This is a genomic window from Trinickia sp. (assembly GCF_051954495.1).
In the GTDB taxonomy this organism is placed as follows: domain Bacteria; phylum Pseudomonadota; class Gammaproteobacteria; order Burkholderiales; family Burkholderiaceae; genus Trinickia.
On sequence record NZ_JBQCHR010000033.1, the window covers coordinates 1 to 22,046 of the forward strand.

Consider the following 22,046-nt stretch of genomic DNA (forward strand, 5'->3'; position numbering starts at 1 on the left):
GGACGAAAACTCGCGCAAACCGGCATGTCGGTCGCAGAAATCGGCGAAGCCGTCGGGTACCAATCGGAAGCGGCGTTTCAACGCGTGTTCAAGCGGCAGGTGGGAATGACACCGGCGAAATGGCGCGCGCGTGCGTCGAAAGCGGGAGGGCTGGAAGCGAGTTCGCTGTAAGGCGCTCGCTTGACGGCGCGGACGCTAAGCTAAGCTGACCCAAGGTGACCTTCGTCGGGCACAAGCGAAGCGTCGCCCGCGTTCATGCATTCTCTTCAGCCTCATCGAGCGCCGCGGTCTCCACAGTCACGCGCTCCAGTGCTCTGAACGGTGCAAGACGCATTGGATCGGCCGCTGACGAAGTGATCAGACGCCAATCGCGTTCTATCGGCGTCCAGTGCTGTTGGCGTGCGCGACCTAGCTTATCGGCATCCGCCAGCACGACGATCTGCGCCGCCCGGCGGATGATGCAGTCCTTCAGGTAAGCCTGTTCCGCGGTGGCCTCGCACAGTCCGAACTCGGCAACGACGCCATCGGCTCCGAGGAACGCTTTGTCCACGCTCAGCCGGCTCAGCGACAGCTCCGCAAGCGGCCCGAGCGTGCTCATGCTCGACGTGCGCAAGTCACCGCCGATCAGCGTCAAATGCACGCCCGGTGCATTGGCGAGCGTCATCAGCGCGAGCAGGTTGTTAGTCACGACCTTCAAGTCGAGCCGCGAACTTAGATGCCGGGCCAACGCGGCGCACGTCGTCCCGCCGTCAAGCAGCACCGTGTCGCCGTCATGAACGTGGGCAGCCGCTGCTCTGGCGATCGCCTCCTTTTGATCGCGCTGAGCGGCCTTGCGTTCATCGAGCGAGGCTTCGGGTTCGTGCGAGCCGATCAGCGCCGTCGCACCGCCGTACGTGCGCACGAGTCGCCGCTCGTTGGCAAGCGTCGTGAGATCGCGCCTGATCGTCGCTTCCGATACGCCGAGCGCAATGACCAGCTCTTCCACGCTGGCATCGCGGGTCACGATGAGATCGAGAATCGCGCGATGGCGTTCGGAGGCTTTCATGGTTTTCGTCGTGCGGAAAGAACGCCGCCGATGTTACACCAAGGTCTGCGCACGAACGCTCTGTAATCAACCACGCCGCGTGGCGAGCTCGGCGCCCTGGCGCAATGCTTCGAGCAGGCTCCGCTCGTCGGCGATTCCCTTGCCAGCGATGTCGAAGGCCGTGCCGTGATCCACCGATGTGCGGATCACCCTGAGCCCGACCGTCACGTTCACCCCCGCTTCCAGTCCGAGCACTTTTACCGGGCCGTGCCCCTGGTCGTGGTACATCGCCACGACAAGGTCGAAGTCGCCGCGCCCGGCGCGGAAAAATAGCGTGTCGGCCGGCAACGGGCCGGTGACGTCCCAACCTCGCTCACGCAACACCGTGACCGCGGGGATGATCTTTTCTTCTTCCTCGCCGTAACCGAAAAGGCCGTTTTCGCCTGCGTGCGGGTTGATGCCGCACACGCCAATGCGCGGATTGGCGATTCCGGCCTTGACCAGCGTCGCGTGGCCGCGCTCGATGGTGCGTCGTACGAGGCCGGGTTCGATCTTACGGATCGCATCGATGATCCCGATGTGCGTCGTCACGTGGATCACACGCAGGTTCGGTGCGACCAGCATCATCGACACTTCGTCCACCCCCGTCAGATAGGCGAGCATTTCCGTATGGCCCGGAAATTTGTGGCCGCCCGCGTGCAGCGCTTCCTTGTTGAGCGGCGCGGTGCAGATCGCATCGATCTGCTCTGCCTGCGCCAGCTCGACCGCGCGCGCGATATACCGATAGGCGGCATCGCCCGCCACAGCCGAAAGCTGGCCGAACGGCATGTCATCGGGAATCAGGCCGAGGTCGATGCAGTCGATCGTGCCCGGCTCGTACCGCGCATCCGATGCTTCTTTGATACGGCGGATCTCGACGTTGGCGCCGACAATCGCGCTCGCCCGCTCGAGGCGGCGTGCGTCGCCGATCACGAGCGGACGGCATTGCCGATAAACCACTTCGTGCGTCAGGCTTCTGACGATGATTTCGGGACCGACACCGGCGGCATCGCCCATCGTGATGCCGATGACGGGAAGTAGGTTGTTCGTCATGTTCGTCTGAATCCTCGACTGCGTTTGCCTTGTGTACCCGATCGCATCGTGGATGACGATCAGATGGAATTGCGCGGAACCGCGCCCGCTTCGGCGCCTTCGCGGAAGTGAAGCCACGCCGTGAGCAGCGCCTGGTCAGTCCCGAATGCGCCGGCTTTGGTGACGATGCGAAGGTGTTGCTCGAGGCCGGCGCCCAATGGCCGTCCGACAGCGACCCCCGCTTCGATTTCCGCAAGCAGTTCGAGACCGCTCACGCCGACCGCGCTCAGCATCGCCCGCGCCGTCTCGCCGCCGGTGGCGACGAGACCACCCAACGCGGCGAAATGCGGCTTCACGAGCGCCGCTAGCGCACTGGAAAGCGTCACGCCTTCGGCTGCATCGAACGCATCGTCGCGGCCGATGCGCAGCAACAGATCCCGATTGGCGCCGAGCGTCGCGGCGATGCGCGCCTGCCACGCGGGCCACTCGGCGTGAGACTCGCGTCGGCGCAGCACCGCAGGCGGTATAGTCAGCTCTTGCATGTGCGCGCGTTCGCGCAACACAGCGCACTGTCGTTCGGAAGTGGCCGACAGGCTGCCCACGACAATAAGCACCGGCGCGTGGTGCGAAGCCGGGTTCGCATATGCCGTTCGCTCGCGCCGGGTGTTCGCTTCGAACAGGTCCGGCAGGCCTGCCATCTCGCGTGCGAGGCCGCCCGAGCCAACCCAAAACAGCGCGCCGTCCGCACATGCCGTCACTTGCGCGATCGCGCGCAGGTCCTCGGTCGTTTCGGCATCGACGATCAGCGCCTGAACGCCGCTTTTAGCCGCCGTCGCAATTTGCGCCGCGAGCGTGTCGCGGCCCTCGCGCAACGCCGTCACGTCGAGTCGCGCGGTGGACAAGCCCGCCTCCGCCAGCATCGCCTGCACGTCGGCCTGGCGGCCGGCGTTCTCCAGCTTCCACGTGTCCGTCGATTCGAGCGGCTTGCCATGCACGAACACCCGAGCGCCGCGCACCGTGCGGCCCGTCGCCGGGAACGCGGGCGCGACGATAGCGAGGCCCGCGAGCGGTTGCAACGCGGCCACCTCGGCCGGCCAATTGCCGCGCAACGTCGAATCGATCTTCTTGTATAAACGCCGTCCCGGTGCGCGAAGCGCCTGCCACGCAGCGGCCGCGCGCCTGCCGGCTTCCGCCGGTGTGAGGCGGCGCGTATCGGTGTCCGCCGCGATCACATCGGCGTCCGGATCGTCGTTCGCATCGAGCGTGACCACCGTTCGATGGCCGACACTTGCGAAACCGATTGCGCAATCGGCCGCGCCGGAGAGATCGTCCGCGATGATCAGCATGCTCATCGCGCGAGTTCCGCTGCCGGGCGGCGTCGTTCCTCCACCCGCTTGGCGACTGCGGCGGTCAGGATCGGCGAAAGGATCGCCGTCACTACCACGCAAGCGGCAACCAGCAGGGTGGCGCTCTTGGCGGCATCGGCGTAGACGGGATTGGCCGCCGCAATCAGCGCCGGCACGGCCGCCGCGTTGCCCGCCGTGTTGGCGGCCGCCGCGCCCGCCACGCCAGTTCCGCCCGTCAGACGGTCCGCTAGATAAAGGGGAATGCCGGTAACGACGATAACCGCGATGCCGAGGCCGATACCGAGCAGGCCGGCCTGCCAGACCTTGTGCAGATCGAGCCCCGCACCGAGCGCCAACGCGAAGAACGGAATCATGACTGGGACGGCCTTGCCGAGGAACTCGCGCATCTCGCGATCGAGATTGCCGAGGAGCATACCGAATACCAGCGGCAGGATGCTGCCCACGAGCGTCGGCCAGGGGAAAGCCGACAGACCCGCGACCCCGAGCGTCACCATCGTCAGAAACGGGCCCGACTCCAGCGACATGATCGTATAGGCGCCGACGTCTTCCTTTCGCCCGTACTGGCCCATCAAGGCCATATAGAGGCCGCCGTTGGTGTCGTTCATCGCAGCGACGACGGCCAGTGTCGAGATGCCGGCAAAGAGGCCGGACGAGACCGGTTGTTCGCCGAGAAAATGCCCGAGCGCGATGCCTACCACGATGGCCATACCAACTTTCGTCACGAACAACGCGCCGCCCTTTTTGATCAAATAGGGCGTTGCCTTGACGTCGATGCTCGCGCCCATGCAGACGTAGAAAACCGCGAGAATCGGCAGCGCGCCGGTGAACAGCGCGCTCGTGAACGAGCCGAAGAACTTCGGCATGCCCGGAAGGAAGGTCGCAACAACAGATCCAAGCAGCAGCGGCACGATCATCATGCCGCCGGGGATGCGCTCGATTCCGCGCTTGATGCGTATCTGGGCCATGCGAGTCTCCTTTTAGGTCGGCGTGATTGGATCAGTCGCCGTTTTGATTGAATCGATCATTTGCATCGTAACGCATCCTGCTTGGATGCGCAAATCGATCATTTTTATGACCGATTCGATCATTAGGTGCATGGTGGAAGGTCGCTACGCTACGCTACGGGTTGCTGGTTGCTCAACGCGCGCGCTCCAGCACATGATGGCGCCCAGTCACCCAGCGCTGGCTGGACTAGCGCATTTGCGAGGACAAATCAGATGGCAAGATTCGTTTTGGTGCCGAGCGGTTGGCACGGCGGCTGGGCCTTCGATGCCGTTAGCAAGGCGCTATCGAGCGAAGGCCACGAGGTACAGGCGCTCACGCTCTCGGGACTGGGTGACGAAGCTTCGACGGGGGTCAATCTCGAACGTCACATTGACGAGGTGGTCCGGGCGATTCGCGCGGGCGATACGAGCGTCGTTCTCGTCGGTCATTCGTATGGGGGGATGGTGATCACCGGCGCGGCAGACAAGGAACCGTCGCGCGTCGCCGCGATTGTCTACCTCGATGCCTATGTGCCGGAAAACGGCGAATCGCTTTGGTCGCTCACCACCCAGAAGTATCGCGAACGCTTTATCGCGGGCGTGGCGGCGGATGGTTTGAACTGCGCCCCGCCTGGGCATCTCGACAGCCGATGCCGGCCGCATCCCATCGCCACCTTTCTGCAAGCGATAAAGCTGACGGGCAATTGGCGCAAAGTGCCTAGCAAAGCCTTCGTCGCCGCATTCGGCTGGCAGGACAGCCCATTCGTCGAGTTGTACGAACGTCTACGACGAGACCCCGAATGGGTCACGCATCGCCTCGACTGCGCACACGATATTCCGAGACTCGCTCCCGAGGCTGTCGTGGAAATTCTGCTAAGTCGCCCACTGGGCGCCGTCACAGCGCCAGAAGCGCCAGAAGCGTCATAGGACGAACGGCACGGCCGTGGCTATGCTATGCCCGGAGGAAGCAATGCCGTTTTGCGCCGCACGATCCGCAACAACGCATCCACCTCCGATGAGCGTTGCGCATTCCTGTAGGCGAGGCCAAATCCGATCCAGAATTCCTTTTCCTTGAGCGGCCTGAAAATCGCACCGGCGCGCCGCACCTTCGTCATCGACTTCGGTATGAAGCCGATACCCCGTCCTTTCGCCACTTCGGCCAGCAGGAGGTGGTGATCCGCGGGTTCCGTCAGTCTGCGGCTCGGCGCATGGCCGAGCTTCGCAAACACTTCCTCGTAGTGATCGAAGAATCCGGGATTTGTTCGGCGCTGCGGCCAGAACAGCGGTTCGTCGTTCAACTGCGCGATCGACAGGACTTTGTGTCGCGCGAGCGGATGCCGCGCGGGGATGACCGCGACCAGCGGCTCCTTGTGCAGCGGCTCAACCACCAGCTCCCCTGTTGCGCTGGGCAGCCCGATCAAGGCGACATCGAGCGCGCCGCGCTGCAGGCGCCGGATAAGCTCGACGGAAATGGCGGCAACGAAAACCAGCGACCCGTCTGGAACCGCTTTCTTGAAGGCAGGCTCGAGGGAAGGAAAGACCTCCGGGTCGAAGACCTTGGTATAGCCAACCCTGAGCTGCCGGGGCGTTCCCTTCGAATGCCGCCGCGCGATTTCGATGGCCTCCGCGGCTTGAAACAGCGTCTTCCTCGCCCCCTTCAGGAACGCGCTGCCCGCCGTCGTAAGTTCGGCGCCCGCCGAACCGCGATCGAGCAATGTCACCCCCAGTTCGCTCTCGAGCTGTTTGATCTGGCGGCTTAGAGGCGGTTGTGACATGTGCAGCCGTTCCGCTGCGGCGCGAAAGGTGCCTTCCTCAGCCACTGCGACGAAGCACTCCAACTGGCGCAAATCGATTCGTATCCTCATGCAGAAAAGGTATCACGAATTTGGTCTTGGCCCATTGCATGTTCCCGCCCGTATGCTCCGTTCCACTGACTTCGAAGGAGCAAATCAAACATGGATACGTGCAAGCACAGCGACTCTCTGCAAACGATCACCGCAGCCGAAACGCCGGCAGCGGCCGAAGGCGAAACACAAATGAATGGATCCACGGCTCAGACAGGCATGACCGCTCTCTTGGGCGCTTGCGCTGGCGGAACCGGCGCAGAACGTTATTCCCGGGGTATGGAAATGCTGAAGCGGATCGGCGGCGCGGGCTACGATATCCCAGTCCACCGTCTGGCGCAGGTCGCCCCGGATTTGGCGCGATTCACCGTTGAATTTGCCTATGGGGACATCTTGTCGCGACCGGGGCTGGATCTGCGCCTTCGTCAGGTCGCCACCGTTGCCGCGCTGATGGCCCATGGCAGCTTGCAACCGCAACTGAAATATCACATGACCGGCTTCCTCAATGCCGGCGGCGAGCCGGCAGAACTGGTCGAAATGCTGTTCCAGGCGGTCGCTATCCTGGGGTTTCCGGTCGCGATCAACGCCGTGGGCATCGTTCGCGAGATCTTTCGGGAGCGCGATCTGGCTTTCGATCCGATCGCCCCAGTGTCCGACGATGGCGCCGCGCGATATCAGCGGGGTCTCGAGGTGCTCGACGACTTGATGGCCAATCCGCAGGAGTACATGGCAAAGCTGGAAAGCACGTCACCCGAGCTCGCCCGCTGGTCGGTCGAATTTGCATTCGGTGAGATTTTCGCTCGCGAAGGACTCGATCCAAAGGCACGACAAATCGCGATCATCTCGATGCTCGCGGCAGCCGGCAATCGCAGCGATCAGCTCCGCCTTCATATGGAAGCCGGCGTCAAGTGGAGCCTGTCCCGCACCGAGATCACCGAAGCCCTGATGCAACTGGCCGTCTATGCCGGCTTCCCGAGCGCTCTCAATGCTTTTGCAGTTGCGAACGCCGTCTTCACGAAGCCGGAGCAAAACGAGAAAGAAGAGGCAGGCGCCAGGGTAAGCGCGAATGCAATCGTCTCTGAAACTCACAAAGCTCGCGGCGAACGCGGATTGGCGACGCTCGCCAAGACCTCTGCTCAGGCCGGCGAGGCCGTGGTCAACAGCTTCAACGACCTGGCGCCGGATATCGGCCGCGCGATCGTCGAGCACTCCTACGGCGACATCTTCAGCCGTCCCGGGCTCGACGCGAAGACGCGCGAACTCGCCGCATGCTCGGCGCTCGCCGCGGTGGGAAGCAAAGCGACGGAGACGCCGCTGCGGGTCCACGCGCATGCGGCGCTGACAGCGGGCGCGACGCAGGCTGAAATTGTCGAAACGCTGCTGAATCTCCTTCCCTATCGTGGATATCCGGCAGTCGAGGAAAGCATGCGCATCGTCGGCGAGGAATTCAATAAGCGCAGCGAGCAGGCCCAAAAGGCGGGAGAACGGCAATGAACAGCACAGCGCCCGTGCCGCACCGCCGCCATAGACCTACATTCGACCGTCATCGAAAGTGAGAATTGTTTGCAGTTGTCCTTCGTCTTAGGTTCGCACCGCCGGCCCCAGATCATCGCACCGCCTCAGGAAGGCTTCAGCTTCAACCGTAACAATGAGAACGCTGCGATAGGCCCAACTGTAAGGTTTGACTGATCTGGGAGACTGGCTTGAGACGCATTCGTATTCGCGCGGCTCGCGCATATCTGAAGAGTGCTGCTGTCAGTGCGATGCTTCTGCAGATCGTGGCTCTGGTCTGTATTGCTTTTTTTGGCGTTCAGCCAGCTTCCTTCGAGAAACCGTGGTTTCGCTGGTGGGCCGCTGGCGCGATCCTCGCGCTTGTTGCCCTCGTGCGCATTGCGGGTCGCATGGCAAGCGCCCGCAGGGTGGCGGTGCATTCAGGCGGCATCGATGCACCTGCCGGCACGGTTGCTGGCGGAGCCATGGCAGGCTTGATGCAGTTCCTGTGCAGGATCGAGAATTGCTTTTCCACCGAGATAAACGACGGCTAGATCTGGCCGCCATGAACTTCTCGTGACACGAACCAATGCAATGCGATCTTCTTGAGCCGGCATCGCCCGGATGGGACACCACATGCTGAAGCGTCTGATCGCAATAACGGTTCTTCCACTTGGCGCATGTGCGCTCGGCCCATCGGCTGCTGTGGATACTGGGCTCGGTACATCTCCGCTTATAGGGCCACCGCACGAGTCATTGCTTCCCACAGTGAATATCGCTCCGGTGCAGACGCCATCCGCTGAATTCACCCCTACCGCCGCCAGCGGATTCGTGGCGACGAAGTTTGCGGCGGGGCTGTCGCATCCGCGCTGGCTCTACACGTTGCCGAACGGTGACGTGCTGGTCGCAGAAAGCGATGCGCCGCAAGCGCACGACAAAGGCAGCGGCCTGTTCGGCTGGCTCCGGAAGAAAGTGATGAAGCGGGCGGGCGCAGGTGTGCCGAGTCCCGACCGCATCGTGCTTTTGCGTGATGCGCAAGGTACCGGCACCGCGCAAATGCAGACCGTGTTTCTAAGTCACTTGCACTCGCCGTTCGGCATGGCGCTGATCGGCCGTTACCTCTACGTCGCCGACACCGATGCATTGCTGCGCTTCAACTATGCGCCGGGCGCGGCGACGATCGACGGCCCGGCAACGAAGGTGGCCGACTTGCCGGCCGGGCCAATCAATCACCACTGGACGAAGAACATTATCGCGGATCGATCGGGCAAGCATTTATACATCACGGTGGGATCGAACAGCAACGCCGGCGAAAACGGAATCGCAGCGGAAGAAGGCCGCGCGCGCATCCTCGAGTTCGATGTGCAAAGCCGCACCTTGCGGCCCTACGCGACTGGACTGCGTAATCCGAACGGCCTCGCGTGGCAGCCGCAAAGCGGCGCCTTATGGACAGCCGTCAATGAGCGCGACGATCTCGGCAACAACCTCGTTCCGGATTACATGACGGCGGTCAGGGACGGCGCGTTCTACGGTTTCCCGTACAGCTACTGGGGCCAGCACGTCGACACTCGAGTCACCCCGCAACGCCCAGCACTCGTTGCGACGGCCATTGCTCCGGATTATGGATTGGGCAACCACACCGCGTCGCTCGGCCTCGTCTTCTACGATGGCGATCTTTTCCCACCGCATTACCGCGGAGGCGCTTTCATCGGCCAGCACGGCTCGTGGAATCGCAAGCCGCGCACCGGGTACAAGGTGGTTTTCGTGCCGTTTGCGAACGGCAAGCCTGCGGGACTCCCTGAAGACTTCCTGACCGGCTTTCTTACACCGGACGGCCGCGCTGTCGGACGACCAGTTGGCGTTGCGCTGGATAAGAGGGGTGCCTTGCTGGTGGCTGACGACGTCGGCAACGCGGTCTGGCGGGTAGCGCCGCGATAAAGCCGCCAGTGCCTAGCGCCGCCGTCTGGAGCTGTCAAACGTCCGCATACTGACGGTTGGTCAAGGCTGTGCCGAGGAAGTTCGCCACGCAGATCATGACGGAAAGCAGCGAAAATCCTGCTCCCGCCGTCCAGCCGTCATACAGACAACAGCAGCTTGCCTCCACGAATTTATCCCTTGCACGAGGTTCCGGCTCCGCACGCGGCACGCAGCCGGGCCAGACTTAGGCCAGCAAGTCGCAAGTATATAATCCGAGCGACCCCAGAAGATTCACTGATCGAAGGAGGCTGCCAGTGAGTTTTTCCAGTCTGCTCGTATTTGCTTTCGCATTGGTCATTGTTGCCGGTTCGCCGGGACCCAGTGTCGCCGCTCTTGTTGCACGCGTTCTCACCAATGGCTTTCGTGAGATATTCCCCTTTCTCGCCGCAATGTGGCTCGGCGAAGCGTTGTGGCTTACCTGCGCGGTCGCGGGTCTCACTGTTCTGGCTCATGCATTTGCCTGGGCATTTCTCGCATTGAAACTTGTTGGCGTTGCCTATCTATTGTTTCTTGCTTGGAAAATGTGGTTCGCCCCCGCTAGCTTGCCCGACGGACTTTTGCCAAGTGGGCAATCCCCGTTCCGCATGTTCATCGCCGGTCTGATCGTCACGCTCGGCAATCCGAAGATCATGGTGTTCTATCTTGCGCTTTTGCCTACGATCATAGATCTCTCCAGCGTTGGGGCGGTCGCTTGGTTTGAACTGACACTGACGATGTTCGCGGTGCTGATAGCCGTGGATTTCGGCTGGGCTCTGCTTGCCGTCCGCGCTCGAAAATTGTTGAAGAGCCGACGTGCCGTCAAGATCGCAAACCGGACGAGTGCAACGGTAATGGCTGGTGCCGCGGTCGCGATCGCGGTGCGATAGCTCAACATCGATGGGAGTGATGCGGATGAATCTTGAGGGGCATTCGCTGGATAAACGACGGGCTCGCATCCCTAACCTCCCAATCGCCTCCCCCAACCGCAGAACCGACTGATTCCCGAGATCGCCACGATTCGACGTTCCGCGGTTTCGATCAGCGTCGGCTTGCCCAAAGCCCGCGAATGCATGCGACAGCCGCTATTTTCTTCCGGCTCGAGACAATTTCGACCGAAACGCCGATGTTTCGATTTCTCCCGCAAGCATCGCGATGGTAACGGTCTCGAATTTTTTCAACAGGACAGCCTCGGCTTCGAGAAGCGTCGCAGAAAGGTGGGCATTCACCGCTTTTTCGACAAGACATTCCCGATGATCATCGGAAACAAGATGCGAGAAAAGCGAGGGCTCGCCAACCGCACGGTACACGTCCAGTAACGTAATGCTTTCCAGCGGTTTGGCCAGCACCCAACCGCCTCCGTGCCCTTTCTCCGAAGTTACGTATCCAATATCGCGCAGACCGCTGAACAAACGCCTCACCACGACGGCGTTCGTGCACAGCATTTCGCCGAGCGCTTCGGAGGTGAGCGGGCCATCCGCATGCGCCATGTGAATCAATGCGTGCAAGACGCGAGACATGCGGCTATCGGTCTTCATCGTGGGCGTCGATCTCAAGAAACTTTTTAAGTTGCATGAGAGTTTAACATGGCGCTATCATGTAACTTTGAACGTTACGTAATGAGTGGAGATGAAACGCATGGACGCGCACTACGATGTCATCGTGATCGGCGGCAGCTTCGCCGGTCTTTCGGCCGCGATGCAGCTGGCGCGCGCGAGGCGGCGTGTACTCGTGCTCGATAGCAGAAGGCCACGCAACCGGTTCGCGACACACGCTCATGGTTTTCTCGGGCAGGACGGCAAGGCGCCCGGCGAGATCATTGATGAGGCGACGGCGCAACTCACTGCGTATCCGACGGCGCACGTCGCGATAGGCGAAGCATCCATGGCGGAGCGTGTCGATGACCGCTTCATCGTCACGCAAAGCGATGGAAGCAGCTCAAGCGCGGATCGATTGATCCTTGCAACGGGCATTCGCGACGAACTGCCCGCTCTCCCCGGTCTGGAGGAACGATGGGGCGTCAGCGCACTGCATTGTCCGTATTGTCACGGTTACGAAGTCGCGGACAAACGGCTCGGTGTCCTGGCAACGCACTCACTATCGATTCATCAGGCGCTGCTCGTTCCCGACTGGGGACCGACGACCTGGTTTACGCAAGGTATCGTCGAGCCATCGCCCGAAGAGACCGCGTTGCTAGCAGCCCGCAACGTGCAGATCGAACGGGCGCCAGTCGTACAAGTGCTGGGCGACGCACCCAATATGGCGGGATTGCGTCTCGCCGACGGCCGCGTCGTCGAAATCGATGCACTGTTCGTGGGGCCGCGCACCCAGATGGCCAGTCCGCTCGCAGAGCAACTCGGATGCGATTTCGACAACAGTCCGATAGGTCCCCTTATTCGCGTGGACGAATGGAAGCAGACCACCGTTCCCGGCGTGTTCGCCGCTGGCGATGCGGCGAGCGCATGGTCCAACGCGACGTTCGCCTCGGCGGCCGGGGTTGCAGCGGGCGTTGCGGCGCATCGCTCGCTCATTAGCGGCCTGTGAATGGTCGTCGAAGTGGCCCCGGCCTGGCAACGGGCTTCAGCCGGAGAATGCGCCGGGGGAATGCCGGCAAGCACCCTGCCCGTTCGCGTATCAAAACTTCGCGCGAACGCCAAATTGACTGGCAATCTGAAATCGGCCGCCCGCGCCGGTCGGCCCGCCCACCGCGTCGATCGCGGCCGCCGCGGCGCCTCCTTCCGCCTTCTGCCAAACCACTGCGGCGTATAGGTCGACTCGTTTGCTGATCGAGTAGTCCGTCCCGAGGTTGATCTGCAGCCAGCGCGGATGAGTCGTCGTTGCGACATTCGCTATCCCGCGCGCTCCATCGACGAAGCCATCGCTGTAGATCGCGGCGATACCCGTCACGAGCGCGGGCTGCAACCGCCACGAAAGATTCGCTTCGATATTGTGAATACCGAAAGAGGAGCGATCCGCGTAATCCAGCTTGCTATGGCTGTAGATCAGGCCGGCGCTCGCCTGCCCAAACTGATAGGCGGCTCCCGCCGCCACGACGGCCTGGCGCGCGACCGGCCGTGCATAGAAGATGTTCGTCGCACCGATGTAGTCGCCCGCCACCGCGCCGTTCAAGTTGGTCCCGTTCGTATTTCCCGACGAGGGGTTGTTCACGAGGAGATACCCCGCGCCGGCGGAAAACCCGCCCATGCGATAGCCCGCGCCGACGCTCCAGGCGCGATCGTTGGCAAAACCGGTTCCGCTGCCGCCGGCCGCCTGGCCGCTGAAGCCGTACAACGCGCCCAGCGTGAACCCGCGCCACGTCCTGCTCGTGTACTTCAGCGAGTTGTTGATCCGAAAAGCGTTGTACAGATTGTCCGCGTCGCCAACGTGAGCGCCGTATTGCGTGCCCCACTGCTTGGCCGATGTGAAGGGACTGACGAAGTCCACCACGGAATCGTATTGCCGACCGAACGTCACCGAGCCCAATCGAGCATTAGAGAGTCCCACGTATGCCTGCCGTCCAAACAGCCTGCCGCCCTGAAGCATCGTTCCGTTCGCCGCGCTGAATCCGTTTTCAAGCACGAAGATCGCCGCATTTCCGCCACCCAGATCTTCCGTTCCGCGCAGCCCGAATCGAGAGCCGCTACCGACGCCGGAGGTGAGCTGAAATTTGTGGCCGCCCACGCCGCCGAGCGTCGGGGCGACATTGTTCGAATAGCCGATGCCCGCGTCTATCACGCCATACAGCGTCACGCTGTTCTGCCCATATGCCTGCACGACGGGTGCAAGCGCGAGTGTCGTCCCCGCTGCTAGACCGAGCGGCCAGATGGTTCTTTTCATGATTGTCTCCTCTTGTGCGATGCGTTATTGCATTTGTGTGGATGCCGGTTTGTCGTAGTCCAGCGACGCTGTCGACGTTTCGGTCGACCGTGCTTCGTCGAAAGCGCGTGTGCCCCGGCTTTTCAGGCCTTCCTTCAACCTCGCGCGATCGAGCTGCCCTTCCCAAGCGCACACGACGATGGTCGCGACGCCGTTGCCGATGATGTTGGTTAGCGCGCGGCATTCGGCCATGAAGCGGTCGATACCCAAAATGAGCACCATCGCCGCGACGGGCACCGTGGGCACCACGGAAAGGCTTGCCGCGAGCGTGACGAAACCGGCGCCCACCACGGCCGTTGCGCCCTTCGACGTGAGCATCGTCACCGCGAGCAGCGTGATCTCTTGCGTGAGCGTGAGATGCGTATTGGTCGCTTGCGCGAGAAACAGCACGGCGAGCGTCATGTAAATGTTCGTGCCGTCGAGATTGAACGAGTAGCCCGTGGGCACTACCAGGCCCACCACCGCGCGCGAGCAGCCCAGCGTCTCGAGCTTGCTCATCAATTGCGGCAGCGCGCTTTCGGAGGTCGACGTGCCGAGGACGATGAGCAGCTCCTCCTTGATGAAAACGAGAAACCGGACGATGCTGAAACCCGTCAGGCGCGCCACGACGCCAAGCACGACCAGCACGAAGAAACCGGCCGTGAGGTAGAACGTCGCGATCAGCTTGAGCATCGGCAGCAGCGACACGATGCCGTACTTGCCGACCGTGAAGGCCATCGCCCCGAACGCACCAATCGGCGCGACGCGCGTGATGATGCCGACCACACTGAACATGGCCGCCGTGGCCGATTCGATCAGGTCGTTCATCGGCTTCGCCCGCTCGCCGATCAGCGACAGCGCCGACCCGAACAAAATGGCGACGAGGAGCACCGGAAGAATGTCGCCCTGCGTGAACGCACCGAGAAACGTCTGCGGGATCACGTGCATCAGAAAACCCATGAGTCCCTCGCCATGCGCCGCCTTCGACACATAGCCGCTGACAGCCGATGCGTCGAGCGACGCGATCGACACGTTGAAGCCGGCTCCCGGCTCGATCACATGGCCTGCGATCAGCCCCGCCGCCAGCGCGAACGTCGACACGGCCTCGAAGTAAACCATCGCCTTGCCGCCAACGCGTCCGACTGCCTTCATATCGCGCATGCTGGCGATGCCGCCGACCACCGTGCAGAAGATCACCGGCGCGATGATCATCCTGATCAGCCTCACGAACATATCGCCGAGCGGCTTGGCGCTTTCGGCGAACGTCGGCCAGAGATGCCCGGCCAGGATCCCGAGCGCGATCGCGCCGATGACCTGCACGTAAAGGATTTTGTAGAACGGAGTGCTTCCGGTTCGCTGTTTCATGTCTCGCTCCATTTCCTAATGTTTAGGTGGCTTGCACGCCACTCTTCGTCCTGCCGCACGATGCGCTCAGAAGACGGCCGCCCACGGTCGATCGGCGAAATGCCGCCGCTCGAAGGCGCAAATGTCCGCTTCGTCCTGCATGGTCAGATCGATCGTGTCGATGCCTTGCATGATCATGGTCCGATGCCGCGCGGCAAGCGGAAACGCGCTACGCCCGCCTTCCGGCAGCTTGACGGTGAGGGAGTCGATATCGATGCTTACGCGAGTCGTCGGATCGGCCAGCGAACGGGTCACCAAATCGTTGATGAGTGCGCGCGGCAACTGAACCAGCAACAAACGGTTGTTCATCGCGTTCGAGTAAAAGATTTCCGCGAAGCTCGGCGCGATGACTGCCTCGAAGCCGTATTGCCGAAGCCCCCACACCGCATGCTCGCGGCTTGACCCGCAACCGAAATTGGCCCCGCCCACGAGCACCTTCGCTTGACGATAGCGGCTGTCGTTCAGGATCGCGCCGGGGCGCGGCTTGCCCGCACCGTCATAGCGCAGGTCGTATAGCAAGCCGTCCGCGAGGCCGGCCTTGTCGACGATGCGCAGAAACTGTTTGGGCATGATCTGGTCGGTATCGAGATTTTCGACGGGCAGCGGCATGAGGCTGCCCTCGATGTGCGTGTAGGTGCTCATTGCGTGCCTCCCATCTTCCGTACGTCGGTGATGCAGCCGGTAATGGCAGCGGCGGCGGCCATCGCCGGACTCATCAAGTGCGTTCTTCCGCCGCGTCCCTGCCGGCCTTCGAAATTGCGATTCGTAGTCGACGCGCAGCGCTCGCCTTCGGCCAGGACGTCGTCGTTCATTGCAAGGCACATCGAACAGCCTGGCTCGCGCCATTCGAAGCCTGCCTCAATGAGCACCCGCGCCACGCCCTCCTCCTCGGCCTGCCGCTTGACGCGGCCCGAACCGGGCACCACCATGGCCCGCACACCGTCGGCGACGCGTTTTCCCGCGACGATCGCGGCCACCGTGCGAAGGTCCTCGATGCGGCCGTTAGTGCACGATCCGATGAACACGCGATCGATCGGCGTGCCTGCAATTGGCCGATGGGCGGTCAGCCCGGTGTAGTCGAGGGCCCGCTTCGCGGACGCAGCGCCTTCGACGGTGTCGAAGTCCTCCGGCGAGGGCACGAGCGCATCGATCGCCATGGCCTGGTCGGGGCTCGTCCCCCACGTGACGCAGGGCGCCAAAAGACTGGCGTCGAACGCGAACTGCGCGTCGTACACCGCGTCGTCGTCGGTCTTCAATGTGCGCCACGCCTGCAGCGCCTCGCGCCACTGCGCGTCGGGAAACGCGGTGTGCGCGCGAACGTAGTCGAACGTGATATCGTCCGGCGCGATCAATGCCGCACGGGCGCCCGCTTCGACAGTCATATTGCAAAGCGTCATGCGTGCTTCGGCCGACATCGTCTCGAAGATCGAACCGGTGAATTCCACGGCGTAGCCCCGTGCGCCCTGGGCGCCGATGCGGCCGATGATCCAGACGATCAGATCCTTCGACGAAGTGCCGAAAGGCAGCACGCCGTCGACATGGATGCGCATCGTGCGGGCGACGCGATAGACGAGGGTCTGCGTCGCGAGCACGTGTTCCACTTCGGATGTCCCGATGCCGAAGCCGAGCGCACCGAGTGCGCCGTAGGTGGTCGTGTGGCTATCTCCGCACAGGATCACCATGCCCGGCCGGACGAGACCCAGTTCCGGCGTGACGATATGCTCGATGCCCTGTTGCGGATCGTTGGCGTCCAACAATCGGATTGCGCTGCGCGCGCAGTTTCTCGCGAGGTTGTCCGCCTGATGGAGCGATGCGGCATCGCGAATCACGCGCGGGCTCTCCGCATGCGTCGGAATGATGTGACTCACCACCGCCAGTTGCTGAGCAGGGCGGCGCACCTGCCGGCCGCGCGCGTCGAGCCCGCTGAACGCTTGCGGACTCGTGTATTCGTTCATGACATGAAGATCGACGTAAAGGAGCACGGTGTCCTCGTCGATCCGTTTGACCGTGTGGGAATCGACCAGCTTTTGGTAGAGAGTGGTTCTGGACATGGAAGTCGGAAGAACGGGAGAGATTGGACGATTCATGCCGCCGCGCCGGCCCGAAGGAACGGCAGCGCCTGTTCGAGAAGCGCGTCAGGCGCCTCCTCCGGGATGTAGTGCCCGCATGGGAGCGCGCCGCCCCTTACGTCGGGCGCCCATTTCCGCCATTCGCGCAGCGGGTCGAAGCATTTACCGATTACGCCGTCCGCGCCCCAGAGCGCGAGCACCGGGCAGCGAATCCGCTCGCCTGCGGCCAGGCTTGCGCGGTCATCGTCGAGATCGCAGCTGATCGACGCGCGGTAGTCCTCGCATAGACCGTGTGCCGTCCCGGGGTTCGACAAGCAGCGCAGATACTCCGCGTAAGCCTCCTTGGTGAACGGCACGAGCCCGGCGCTGCGCGCGCCGATCGTCTGTCGCAGGTAGAGGTCCGGGTCGCTGCGAATCAGGGTTTCGGGGAACGGTGCAGGCCGCACGAGGAAAAACCAGTGCCAATAGGCGCGCGCGAATTCGAGCGACGTCTGCTCGTACATTGCGAGCGTCGGCGCGATGTCCAAGATCGCGAGGCGCGTAATGGATTCGGCATGGTCGAGCGCCATTCGCACCGCCACCCTTGCGCCACGATCGTGCGCGAGCACCGCAAAACGCTCGAACCCAAGCGAGCGCATGACGTCGACCTGATCCGCGGCCATGCGGCGCTTCGAGTAGTTCGAGTGGTCAGGCACGCCATCGGGCTTGTCGCTATCGCCGTAGCCTCGCAGATCGGTCGCGATCACCGTGAACGACTGGGCGAGTTGCCCGGCGACCTTGTGCCATATCGCCTTGGTCTGCGGATGCCCGTGCAACAGCAGCAGCGCAGGTCCCGCCCCGCCCTTGACACCGCGAATAGCGATGCCATCGGTCACAGCCGAGAACGGCTCAAATTCCATGAACATCCGTGCCTCCACATGTTTTTTGATAGTCTAATTTGTGCTTTATGCGATAAGGTGTCGCATAAAGCAAACCGCCCTTTCCCTAAAGGAAACAATGGACAGCATTTCAGATCTCGCCGTCTTCGAACTCGTGGTGCGCGAAGGCAACCTGACGGCGGCCGCGCGAGAGCTGGGCGTGACGACGCCGTCGGTAAGCAAGCGGCTGAAACAGATCGAACGCCGCCTCGGCGTGCGACTCTTGAACCGCACCACGAGACGCATCAGCCTGACGACGGAGGGCGAGGTGTATTTGACGAACGGGTCGCGGTTGCTCGCCGAACTGCATGAGCTGGAGCAGATGGTCAGCAGCAGCAGCGTCGAGCCGTCCGGTTTGCTGCGCGTGAATGCGTCGTTCGGGTTTGGACGCGCCTATGTGGCGCCCGCGATATCGGCGTTCGCACGCCGCCACCGGGCGATGGAGTTTCAGTTGCAGCTCACCGATCGCCCGTTGAGTCTGCAGGAGCAGGCCTATGACGTCGGCATTCGTTTCGGCCCCGTGCCGGATGCGCGGATCAATGCCCGCTTGCTTCTCAAGAACACGCGGCTCGTGTGCGCGTCACCGCGTTACATCGAAGAAAACGGGCTGCCGCGCACGCCGCACGACTTGGCGAAACACAATTGCCTCGTCCTGCGCGAGAACGAATCCGCTTACGGCACGTGGCACTTCACTCGCGGAAAAAACGTGGAGACCGTCAAGATCCGCGGCCAGCTGAGCAGCAACGACGGGGAGATCGTGCTGGGCTGGGCGCTCGACGGCCAGGGCATCGTCGTGCGTTCGGAATGGGAGATTGCGCCTTATCTCGCGAGCGGGCAGCTCGTTCCGCTACTCACGGCGTGGTCGTTGCCTAATGCGGATATTTTCGCGGTGTATCTCGAACGGCATCAACTTTCGGTGCGGCTGAGATCGTTCGTCGATTATCTGCAGGCGGATCTGCCCGAGCGGGTGAAGCGCGGCCGAGTCGCGCGGCCATGATCGAATTGAGAGTAGAACATCGCTGGTCCCGGGAAAATTCGTTTGAAGTAACGGAGAAAAGGGCCATCGCCGCACTGGCCTAAGGAAGCTACGGTGCAAACGCTTCGTCGCCGCCGCGCAATGAAGCCCGTGGGCGTCGCATTCTTTGGTAGTAAGATATCCCCACGTATACCCACAATCAACGCGTTAGCGACCACGGGGGCGAGCGTGAACGAGTTGACGACCGGTTCGGATTCGCGGGTGTTCCTCTCGACCTTGCCGCCCGGACGCCGCGAGCGGCGACTCGCGCTGGCTGTCGTCTTGATCACGGCGGTGGCCTTCATTTGCGCGGCGCCGTTCGCGAAAGTGCAATTACCCCGGGTTTGGGCGTTTATCCCCGTCTACGAATCCGCGGTGATCGTTTGCGATCTGCTCACGGCAGCACTCCTGATCGGCCAGCACCGCATCTTGCGGTCCAAAGCACTGCTCGTCTTGGCGACGGGATACTTGCTGACCGCGTTCACGGCCACGGCACACCTGCTCACGTTTCCAGGCGTCTTCTCCGATACAGGCTGGTTAGGCGCTCGCAGCCAAAGCACGGCCTGGCTCTACGTTTTCTGGCATGCGAGTTTTCCGGTCGTCATCATTGTCTATGCGTGGCTAAAGGGCGACGCCGCGCAAATGGCGACGCACCGTGAACGCGCTTGCGCACCGGCAGCCTTCGGCGCCATTGCGTTAGCCGCGCTCGTCGCCGTCGCGTTCGCGCTACTGGCCACCCGCGGCTACGACTGGCTGCCGCAACAGTTGTCCGGCCCGCCGCTGGCGCCCCGCTACACCGTGGCGCACGCCGTCGTCCTGACGCTCACCTGGTCCATCAGCCTGCTTGCGCTCGCGACGCTGCTGCGGCGGCGGCCGCACTCCGTGCTCGACCTATGGCTCATGGTCGTCATGTGCGCATGGCTCTTCGATATCACATTCGCGGGCGTGCTCAATCACAGCCGTTTCGATCTCGGTTTCTATGCCGGCCGCATCTACAGCCTATGCGCCGCAAGCTTCGTACTGGTCATGTTGACGCTCGAGAACATCGATCTTTACGCACGGGTCGTTCAGTCTCTCGAGAGCGAACGCATCGAGCGGCAACGCGTTCAGTTGCAGACGGTGCAGCTGAACGAAGCGAACGCGCTGCTCGAGCACCGTGTCGCATCGCGCACCGCCGCTCTCACGGAGGCGAATCGCGATCTAGTCAATGAAGTGCTAGAGCGCAAGCGCGCACAAGCCGCGCTGCAGCACTCGCGCGAGGAGTTGCGCGAACTCGCGTCGATCGGAACGTCCGCGCGCGAGCAGGAAAATCGACGCATCGCTCGCGAATTGCACGATGAACTTTGCCAGACGCTCGCGGCATCGCGGCTCGAGCTTCAATTGGTTGCCGAAAGAAAGGCCTTGTCGGCCGAACTCGCTCCCGTGAATTCGCTGCTCGACGAAGCAGTCGTCGCCACGCGCCGCATCGCGGCAGACCTTCGGCCGCTCGTGCTAGACGATCTCGGTCTCGTTGCGGCCGCGGAATGGCTCGCGCAAAATTTTCGGCAGCGCCACGGCATCGAATGCGAATTGATCATCGAACCGCCGGACCTCGATCTCGAGGAACCGCAAGCGACCGCCGTGTTTCGCATCATGCAGGAGTCGCTGACCAACATCGGGCGGCATGCGCGCGCCTCCCGGGCGACCCTGAGCTTGACGCGCCACGACGATCACGTGTCGTTGGTCGTGCAAGACAACGGCGTCGGCTTCGATCTTTCAACGCCGCGCAAGCTCAATTCATTCGGACTCTCGGGTTTGCGCGAGCGGGCCTACCTCGTCGCGGGCGAGGTCAGTATCCGGTCGTCGCCCGGGCATGGGACATCGATCGACGTGCGCATTCCACTGCCTGGCGCGCCGGCAGCGACGAGGCTCGATGCAGCATTGCTTCATCCGGAAGCAGGCGGCGCGCGGAGGCCGTGACCGCAGCGAACCGCGCTTCCCGCGATTGTTCGTCGGATCCCGCAGGTCAATTCGTCTAGAGCCGCTTTATTGCCCAGCAGCGAATGTCTACATTGACTCCGTCTTGGGCCGGTTGACTCGATAGCAGCCGGCTCCCTTTTCATGCTTTCGAATCGACTGGAGAAACGGATATGAGCAAGCTTGCGGGCAAAGTGGCTGTGGTGACGGGTGCGTCTAAGGGTATCGGCGCGGGTATCGCCAAGGCCCTCGCGGCGGAAGGGGCGTCGGTGGTGGTCAATTACGCGAGCAGCAAGGCAGGAGCCGACGCCGTCGTCGCGGCGATCACGGCGGCGGGCGGCAAGGCAACCGCGGTGGGTGGCGACGTCTCCAAAGCTGCGGATGCGCAAGGCATCATCGATGCGGCCATCGAAACCTACGGCCGCATCGACATCCTCGTCAACAATTCGGGCGTCTATGAATTGGCGCCGATCGAAGCATTCACCGAAGATCAATTCCATCGACAGTTCAACGTCAACGTGCTCGGCTTGCTGCTCACGACGCAAGCCGCGCTGAAGCATTTCGGCGAGGGTGCGAGCATCATCAACGTCAGCTCCGTGGTGACCACGATCACGCCGCCGGCAAGCGCGGTGTATAGCGGCACCAAAGGGGCCGTCGATGCGATCACCGGCGTGCTTTCGCGCGAACTCGGGCCGCGCAAGATTCGCGTCAATGCGATCAACCCGGGCATCGTCATCACCGAAGGCACGCATGCGGCAGGGATCGCAGGATCGGACTTCGAAACGATGGCGGTAAGCCAGACGCCGCTCGGCCGTGTAGGCAAGCCCGACGATATTGCGTCCATTGCCGTGTTCCTCGCATCCGACGACTCGGCCTGGCTGACCGGCGAGCGGATCGTGGCGAGCGGCGGCATGCGCTGATCGTTTTCGACGGTAGCTTCAAGCGTCAACGCTTCTCGGTGAAGCGTTGCACGAGTATGCCTCGGCTCGGTGGCCGAGGCATTGTCGTTTTCGATCCACGTGCAGACATTGCCCGGCCCGGCTGCGAGTGCGCCGAGCATTTATTGCCTTTCATATCTTGCGAGCGCGTTGCAATGC

Annotated in this window: 21 protein-coding genes; 10 read left to right on the top strand and 11 right to left on the bottom strand. The window is 62.6% G+C overall.

The annotated features are described in order from the left end of the window. Positions 1-171: helix-turn-helix domain-containing protein (locus tag ACTHNR_RS05010; RefSeq protein WP_440546496.1), on the top strand; the 171-nt coding region annotated here is incomplete at its 5' end. 82 nt (positions 172-253) lie between these two features. On the opposite strand, the gene ACTHNR_RS05015 is transcribed toward ACTHNR_RS05010, so the two are convergent. The 4 genes from ACTHNR_RS05015 to ACTHNR_RS05030 form a co-directional block, all read right to left on the bottom strand. Next, positions 254-1,045 carry a DeoR/GlpR family DNA-binding transcription regulator gene (locus ACTHNR_RS05015; RefSeq protein ID WP_440546429.1) on the bottom strand — a complete coding sequence of 264 codons (792 nt, stop codon included), beginning with the start codon at positions 1,043-1,045 and terminating at the stop codon, positions 254-256. Positions 1,046-1,111: 66 nt separating this feature from the next. Further along, the gene (gene pdxA, locus ACTHNR_RS05020) at positions 1,112-2,116 is read right to left on the bottom strand and encodes a 4-hydroxythreonine-4-phosphate dehydrogenase PdxA (protein WP_440546430.1); all 1,005 of its coding nucleotides are present in this window, start codon (positions 2,114-2,116) and stop codon (positions 1,112-1,114) included. Between the two features lie 59 nt (positions 2,117-2,175). Next, on the bottom strand, positions 2,176-3,447 hold the full coding sequence (locus ACTHNR_RS05025; RefSeq protein WP_440546431.1) for a four-carbon acid sugar kinase family protein: 1,272 nt from the start codon (positions 3,445-3,447) through the stop codon (positions 2,176-2,178). Continuing rightward, entirely contained in the window at positions 3,444-4,427 is a 984-nt protein-coding gene (locus ACTHNR_RS05030) for a 2-keto-3-deoxygluconate permease (protein ID WP_440546432.1), read from the bottom strand. The genes ACTHNR_RS05025 and ACTHNR_RS05030 overlap by 4 nt, the downstream gene beginning before the upstream one ends. 252 nt (positions 4,428-4,679) lie before the next feature. Between ACTHNR_RS05030 and ACTHNR_RS05035 the strand changes: the two genes are divergently transcribed. Beyond that, positions 4,680-5,372 (top strand): alpha/beta fold hydrolase, encoded by a 693-nt coding sequence (locus tag ACTHNR_RS05035; RefSeq protein ID WP_440546433.1) that lies wholly within the window; start codon positions 4,680-4,682, stop codon positions 5,370-5,372. A 20-nt stretch (positions 5,373-5,392) separates the two neighbouring features. Here the strand turns inward: ACTHNR_RS05035 and ACTHNR_RS05040 are convergent, their stop codons facing one another. Beyond that, complete coding sequence (locus ACTHNR_RS05040; RefSeq protein ID WP_440546434.1) at positions 5,393-6,310, bottom strand: LysR family transcriptional regulator; 918 nt, start codon at positions 6,308-6,310, stop codon at positions 5,393-5,395. Positions 6,311-6,400: 90 nt separating this feature from the next. Between ACTHNR_RS05040 and ACTHNR_RS05045 the strand changes: the two genes are divergently transcribed. The 4 genes from ACTHNR_RS05045 (at position 6,401) to ACTHNR_RS05060 (ending at position 10,623) form a co-directional block, all read left to right on the top strand. Next, positions 6,401-7,783, top strand: a complete 1,383-nt coding sequence (locus tag ACTHNR_RS05045) for a carboxymuconolactone decarboxylase family protein (protein ID WP_440546435.1) — start codon at positions 6,401-6,403, stop codon at positions 7,781-7,783. A 209-nt stretch (positions 7,784-7,992) separates the two neighbouring features. Beyond that, positions 7,993-8,334 carry a hypothetical protein gene (locus ACTHNR_RS05050; RefSeq protein ID WP_440546436.1) on the top strand — a complete coding sequence of 114 codons (342 nt, stop codon included), beginning with the start codon at positions 7,993-7,995 and terminating at the stop codon, positions 8,332-8,334. Positions 8,335-8,416: 82 nt separating this feature from the next. Beyond that, complete coding sequence (locus ACTHNR_RS05055; RefSeq protein WP_440546437.1) at positions 8,417-9,718, top strand: PQQ-dependent sugar dehydrogenase; 1,302 nt, start codon at positions 8,417-8,419, stop codon at positions 9,716-9,718. 293 nt (positions 9,719-10,011) lie between these two features. Beyond that, positions 10,012-10,623: a LysE family translocator gene (locus ACTHNR_RS05060; RefSeq protein ID WP_440546438.1), complete on the top strand. Its 612-nt coding sequence runs from the start codon at positions 10,012-10,014 to the stop codon at positions 10,621-10,623. A gap of 195 nt (positions 10,624-10,818) precedes the next feature. On the opposite strand, the gene ACTHNR_RS05065 is transcribed toward ACTHNR_RS05060, so the two are convergent. Next, the gene (locus ACTHNR_RS05065) at positions 10,819-11,271 is read right to left on the bottom strand and encodes an Rrf2 family transcriptional regulator (protein ID WP_440546440.1); all 453 of its coding nucleotides are present in this window, start codon (positions 11,269-11,271) and stop codon (positions 10,819-10,821) included. A gap of 100 nt (positions 11,272-11,371) precedes the next feature. On the opposite strand from ACTHNR_RS05065, the gene ACTHNR_RS05070 reads away from it, so the two are divergent. Further along, a complete protein-coding gene (locus tag ACTHNR_RS05070; protein ID WP_440546497.1) occupies positions 11,372-12,277 on the top strand; it encodes an NAD(P)/FAD-dependent oxidoreductase in 906 nt (301 codons plus the stop codon). Between the two features lie 90 nt (positions 12,278-12,367). Here the strand turns inward: ACTHNR_RS05070 and ACTHNR_RS05075 are convergent, their stop codons facing one another. The 5 genes from ACTHNR_RS05075 to ACTHNR_RS05095 all read right to left on the bottom strand — a co-directional run bounded on the left by ACTHNR_RS05075 (position 12,368) and on the right by ACTHNR_RS05095 (position 17,966). Next, positions 12,368-13,570: a porin gene (locus ACTHNR_RS05075; protein WP_440546441.1), complete on the bottom strand. Its 1,203-nt coding sequence runs from the start codon at positions 13,568-13,570 to the stop codon at positions 12,368-12,370. A 24-nt stretch (positions 13,571-13,594) separates the two neighbouring features. Then, entirely contained in the window at positions 13,595-14,953 is a 1,359-nt protein-coding gene (locus tag ACTHNR_RS05080; RefSeq protein ID WP_440546442.1) for a dicarboxylate/amino acid:cation symporter, read from the bottom strand. Between the two features lie 66 nt (positions 14,954-15,019). Beyond that, positions 15,020-15,634: a 3-isopropylmalate dehydratase small subunit gene (gene leuD / locus ACTHNR_RS05085; RefSeq protein WP_440546444.1), complete on the bottom strand. Its 615-nt coding sequence runs from the start codon at positions 15,632-15,634 to the stop codon at positions 15,020-15,022. Beyond that, complete coding sequence (gene leuC, locus ACTHNR_RS05090; protein WP_440546445.1) at positions 15,631-17,043, bottom strand: 3-isopropylmalate dehydratase large subunit; 1,413 nt, start codon at positions 17,041-17,043, stop codon at positions 15,631-15,633. The genes leuD and leuC overlap by 4 nt, the downstream gene beginning before the upstream one ends. A gap of 32 nt (positions 17,044-17,075) precedes the next feature. Then, positions 17,076-17,966, bottom strand: a complete 891-nt coding sequence (locus tag ACTHNR_RS05095; protein ID WP_440546446.1) for an alpha/beta fold hydrolase — start codon at positions 17,964-17,966, stop codon at positions 17,076-17,078. A gap of 91 nt (positions 17,967-18,057) precedes the next feature. Here ACTHNR_RS05095 and ACTHNR_RS05100 point away from each other — a divergent pair, with 91 nt between their 5' ends. The 3 genes from ACTHNR_RS05100 (at position 18,058) to ACTHNR_RS05110 (ending at position 21,869) form a co-directional block, all read left to right on the top strand. Further along, positions 18,058-18,975: a LysR family transcriptional regulator gene (locus tag ACTHNR_RS05100; RefSeq protein WP_440546447.1), complete on the top strand. Its 918-nt coding sequence runs from the start codon at positions 18,058-18,060 to the stop codon at positions 18,973-18,975. Between the two features lie 120 nt (positions 18,976-19,095). Further along, entirely contained in the window at positions 19,096-20,952 is a 1,857-nt protein-coding gene (locus tag ACTHNR_RS05105) for a sensor histidine kinase (protein WP_440546498.1), read from the top strand. 170 nt (positions 20,953-21,122) lie between these two features. Continuing rightward, on the top strand, positions 21,123-21,869 hold the full coding sequence (locus ACTHNR_RS05110; RefSeq protein ID WP_440546448.1) for a glucose 1-dehydrogenase: 747 nt from the start codon (positions 21,123-21,125) through the stop codon (positions 21,867-21,869). Positions 21,870-22,046 lie beyond the last annotated feature (177 nt).

What these genes read in the sequence shown, in the direction of transcription:
- ACTHNR_RS05015 (WP_440546429.1), bottom strand. Translation starts at nt 1,045, where the DNA reads ATGAAAGCCTCCGAACGCCATCGCGCGATTCTCGATCTCATCGTGACC.
- pdxA (WP_440546430.1), bottom strand. Translation starts at nt 2,116, where the DNA reads ATGACGAACAACCTACTTCCCGTCATCGGCATCACGATGGGCGATGCC.
- ACTHNR_RS05025 (WP_440546431.1), bottom strand. Translation starts at nt 3,447, where the DNA reads ATGAGCATGCTGATCATCGCGGACGATCTCTCCGGCGCGGCCGATTGC.
- ACTHNR_RS05030 (WP_440546432.1), bottom strand. Translation starts at nt 4,427, where the DNA reads ATGGCCCAGATACGCATCAAGCGCGGAATCGAGCGCATCCCCGGCGGC.
- ACTHNR_RS05035 (WP_440546433.1), top strand. Translation starts at nt 4,680, where the DNA reads ATGGCAAGATTCGTTTTGGTGCCGAGCGGTTGGCACGGCGGCTGGGCC.
- ACTHNR_RS05040 (WP_440546434.1), bottom strand. Translation starts at nt 6,310, where the DNA reads ATGAGGATACGAATCGATTTGCGCCAGTTGGAGTGCTTCGTCGCAGTG.
- ACTHNR_RS05045 (WP_440546435.1), top strand. Translation starts at nt 6,401, where the DNA reads ATGGATACGTGCAAGCACAGCGACTCTCTGCAAACGATCACCGCAGCC.
- ACTHNR_RS05055 (WP_440546437.1), top strand. Translation starts at nt 8,417, where the DNA reads ATGCTGAAGCGTCTGATCGCAATAACGGTTCTTCCACTTGGCGCATGT.
- ACTHNR_RS05065 (WP_440546440.1), bottom strand. Translation starts at nt 11,271, where the DNA reads ATGAAGACCGATAGCCGCATGTCTCGCGTCTTGCACGCATTGATTCAC.
- ACTHNR_RS05070 (WP_440546497.1), top strand. Translation starts at nt 11,372, where the DNA reads ATGGACGCGCACTACGATGTCATCGTGATCGGCGGCAGCTTCGCCGGT.
- ACTHNR_RS05075 (WP_440546441.1), bottom strand. Translation starts at nt 13,570, where the DNA reads ATGAAAAGAACCATCTGGCCGCTCGGTCTAGCAGCGGGGACGACACTC.
- ACTHNR_RS05080 (WP_440546442.1), bottom strand. Translation starts at nt 14,953, where the DNA reads ATGAAACAGCGAACCGGAAGCACTCCGTTCTACAAAATCCTTTACGTG.
- leuD (WP_440546444.1), bottom strand. Translation starts at nt 15,634, where the DNA reads ATGAGCACCTACACGCACATCGAGGGCAGCCTCATGCCGCTGCCCGTC.
- leuC (WP_440546445.1), bottom strand. Translation starts at nt 17,043, where the DNA reads ATGTCCAGAACCACTCTCTACCAAAAGCTGGTCGATTCCCACACGGTC.
- ACTHNR_RS05095 (WP_440546446.1), bottom strand. Translation starts at nt 17,966, where the DNA reads ATGTTCATGGAATTTGAGCCGTTCTCGGCTGTGACCGATGGCATCGCT.
- ACTHNR_RS05100 (WP_440546447.1), top strand. Translation starts at nt 18,058, where the DNA reads ATGGACAGCATTTCAGATCTCGCCGTCTTCGAACTCGTGGTGCGCGAA.
- ACTHNR_RS05105 (WP_440546498.1), top strand. Translation starts at nt 19,096, where the DNA reads ATGAAGCCCGTGGGCGTCGCATTCTTTGGTAGTAAGATATCCCCACGT.
- ACTHNR_RS05110 (WP_440546448.1), top strand. Translation starts at nt 21,123, where the DNA reads ATGAGCAAGCTTGCGGGCAAAGTGGCTGTGGTGACGGGTGCGTCTAAG.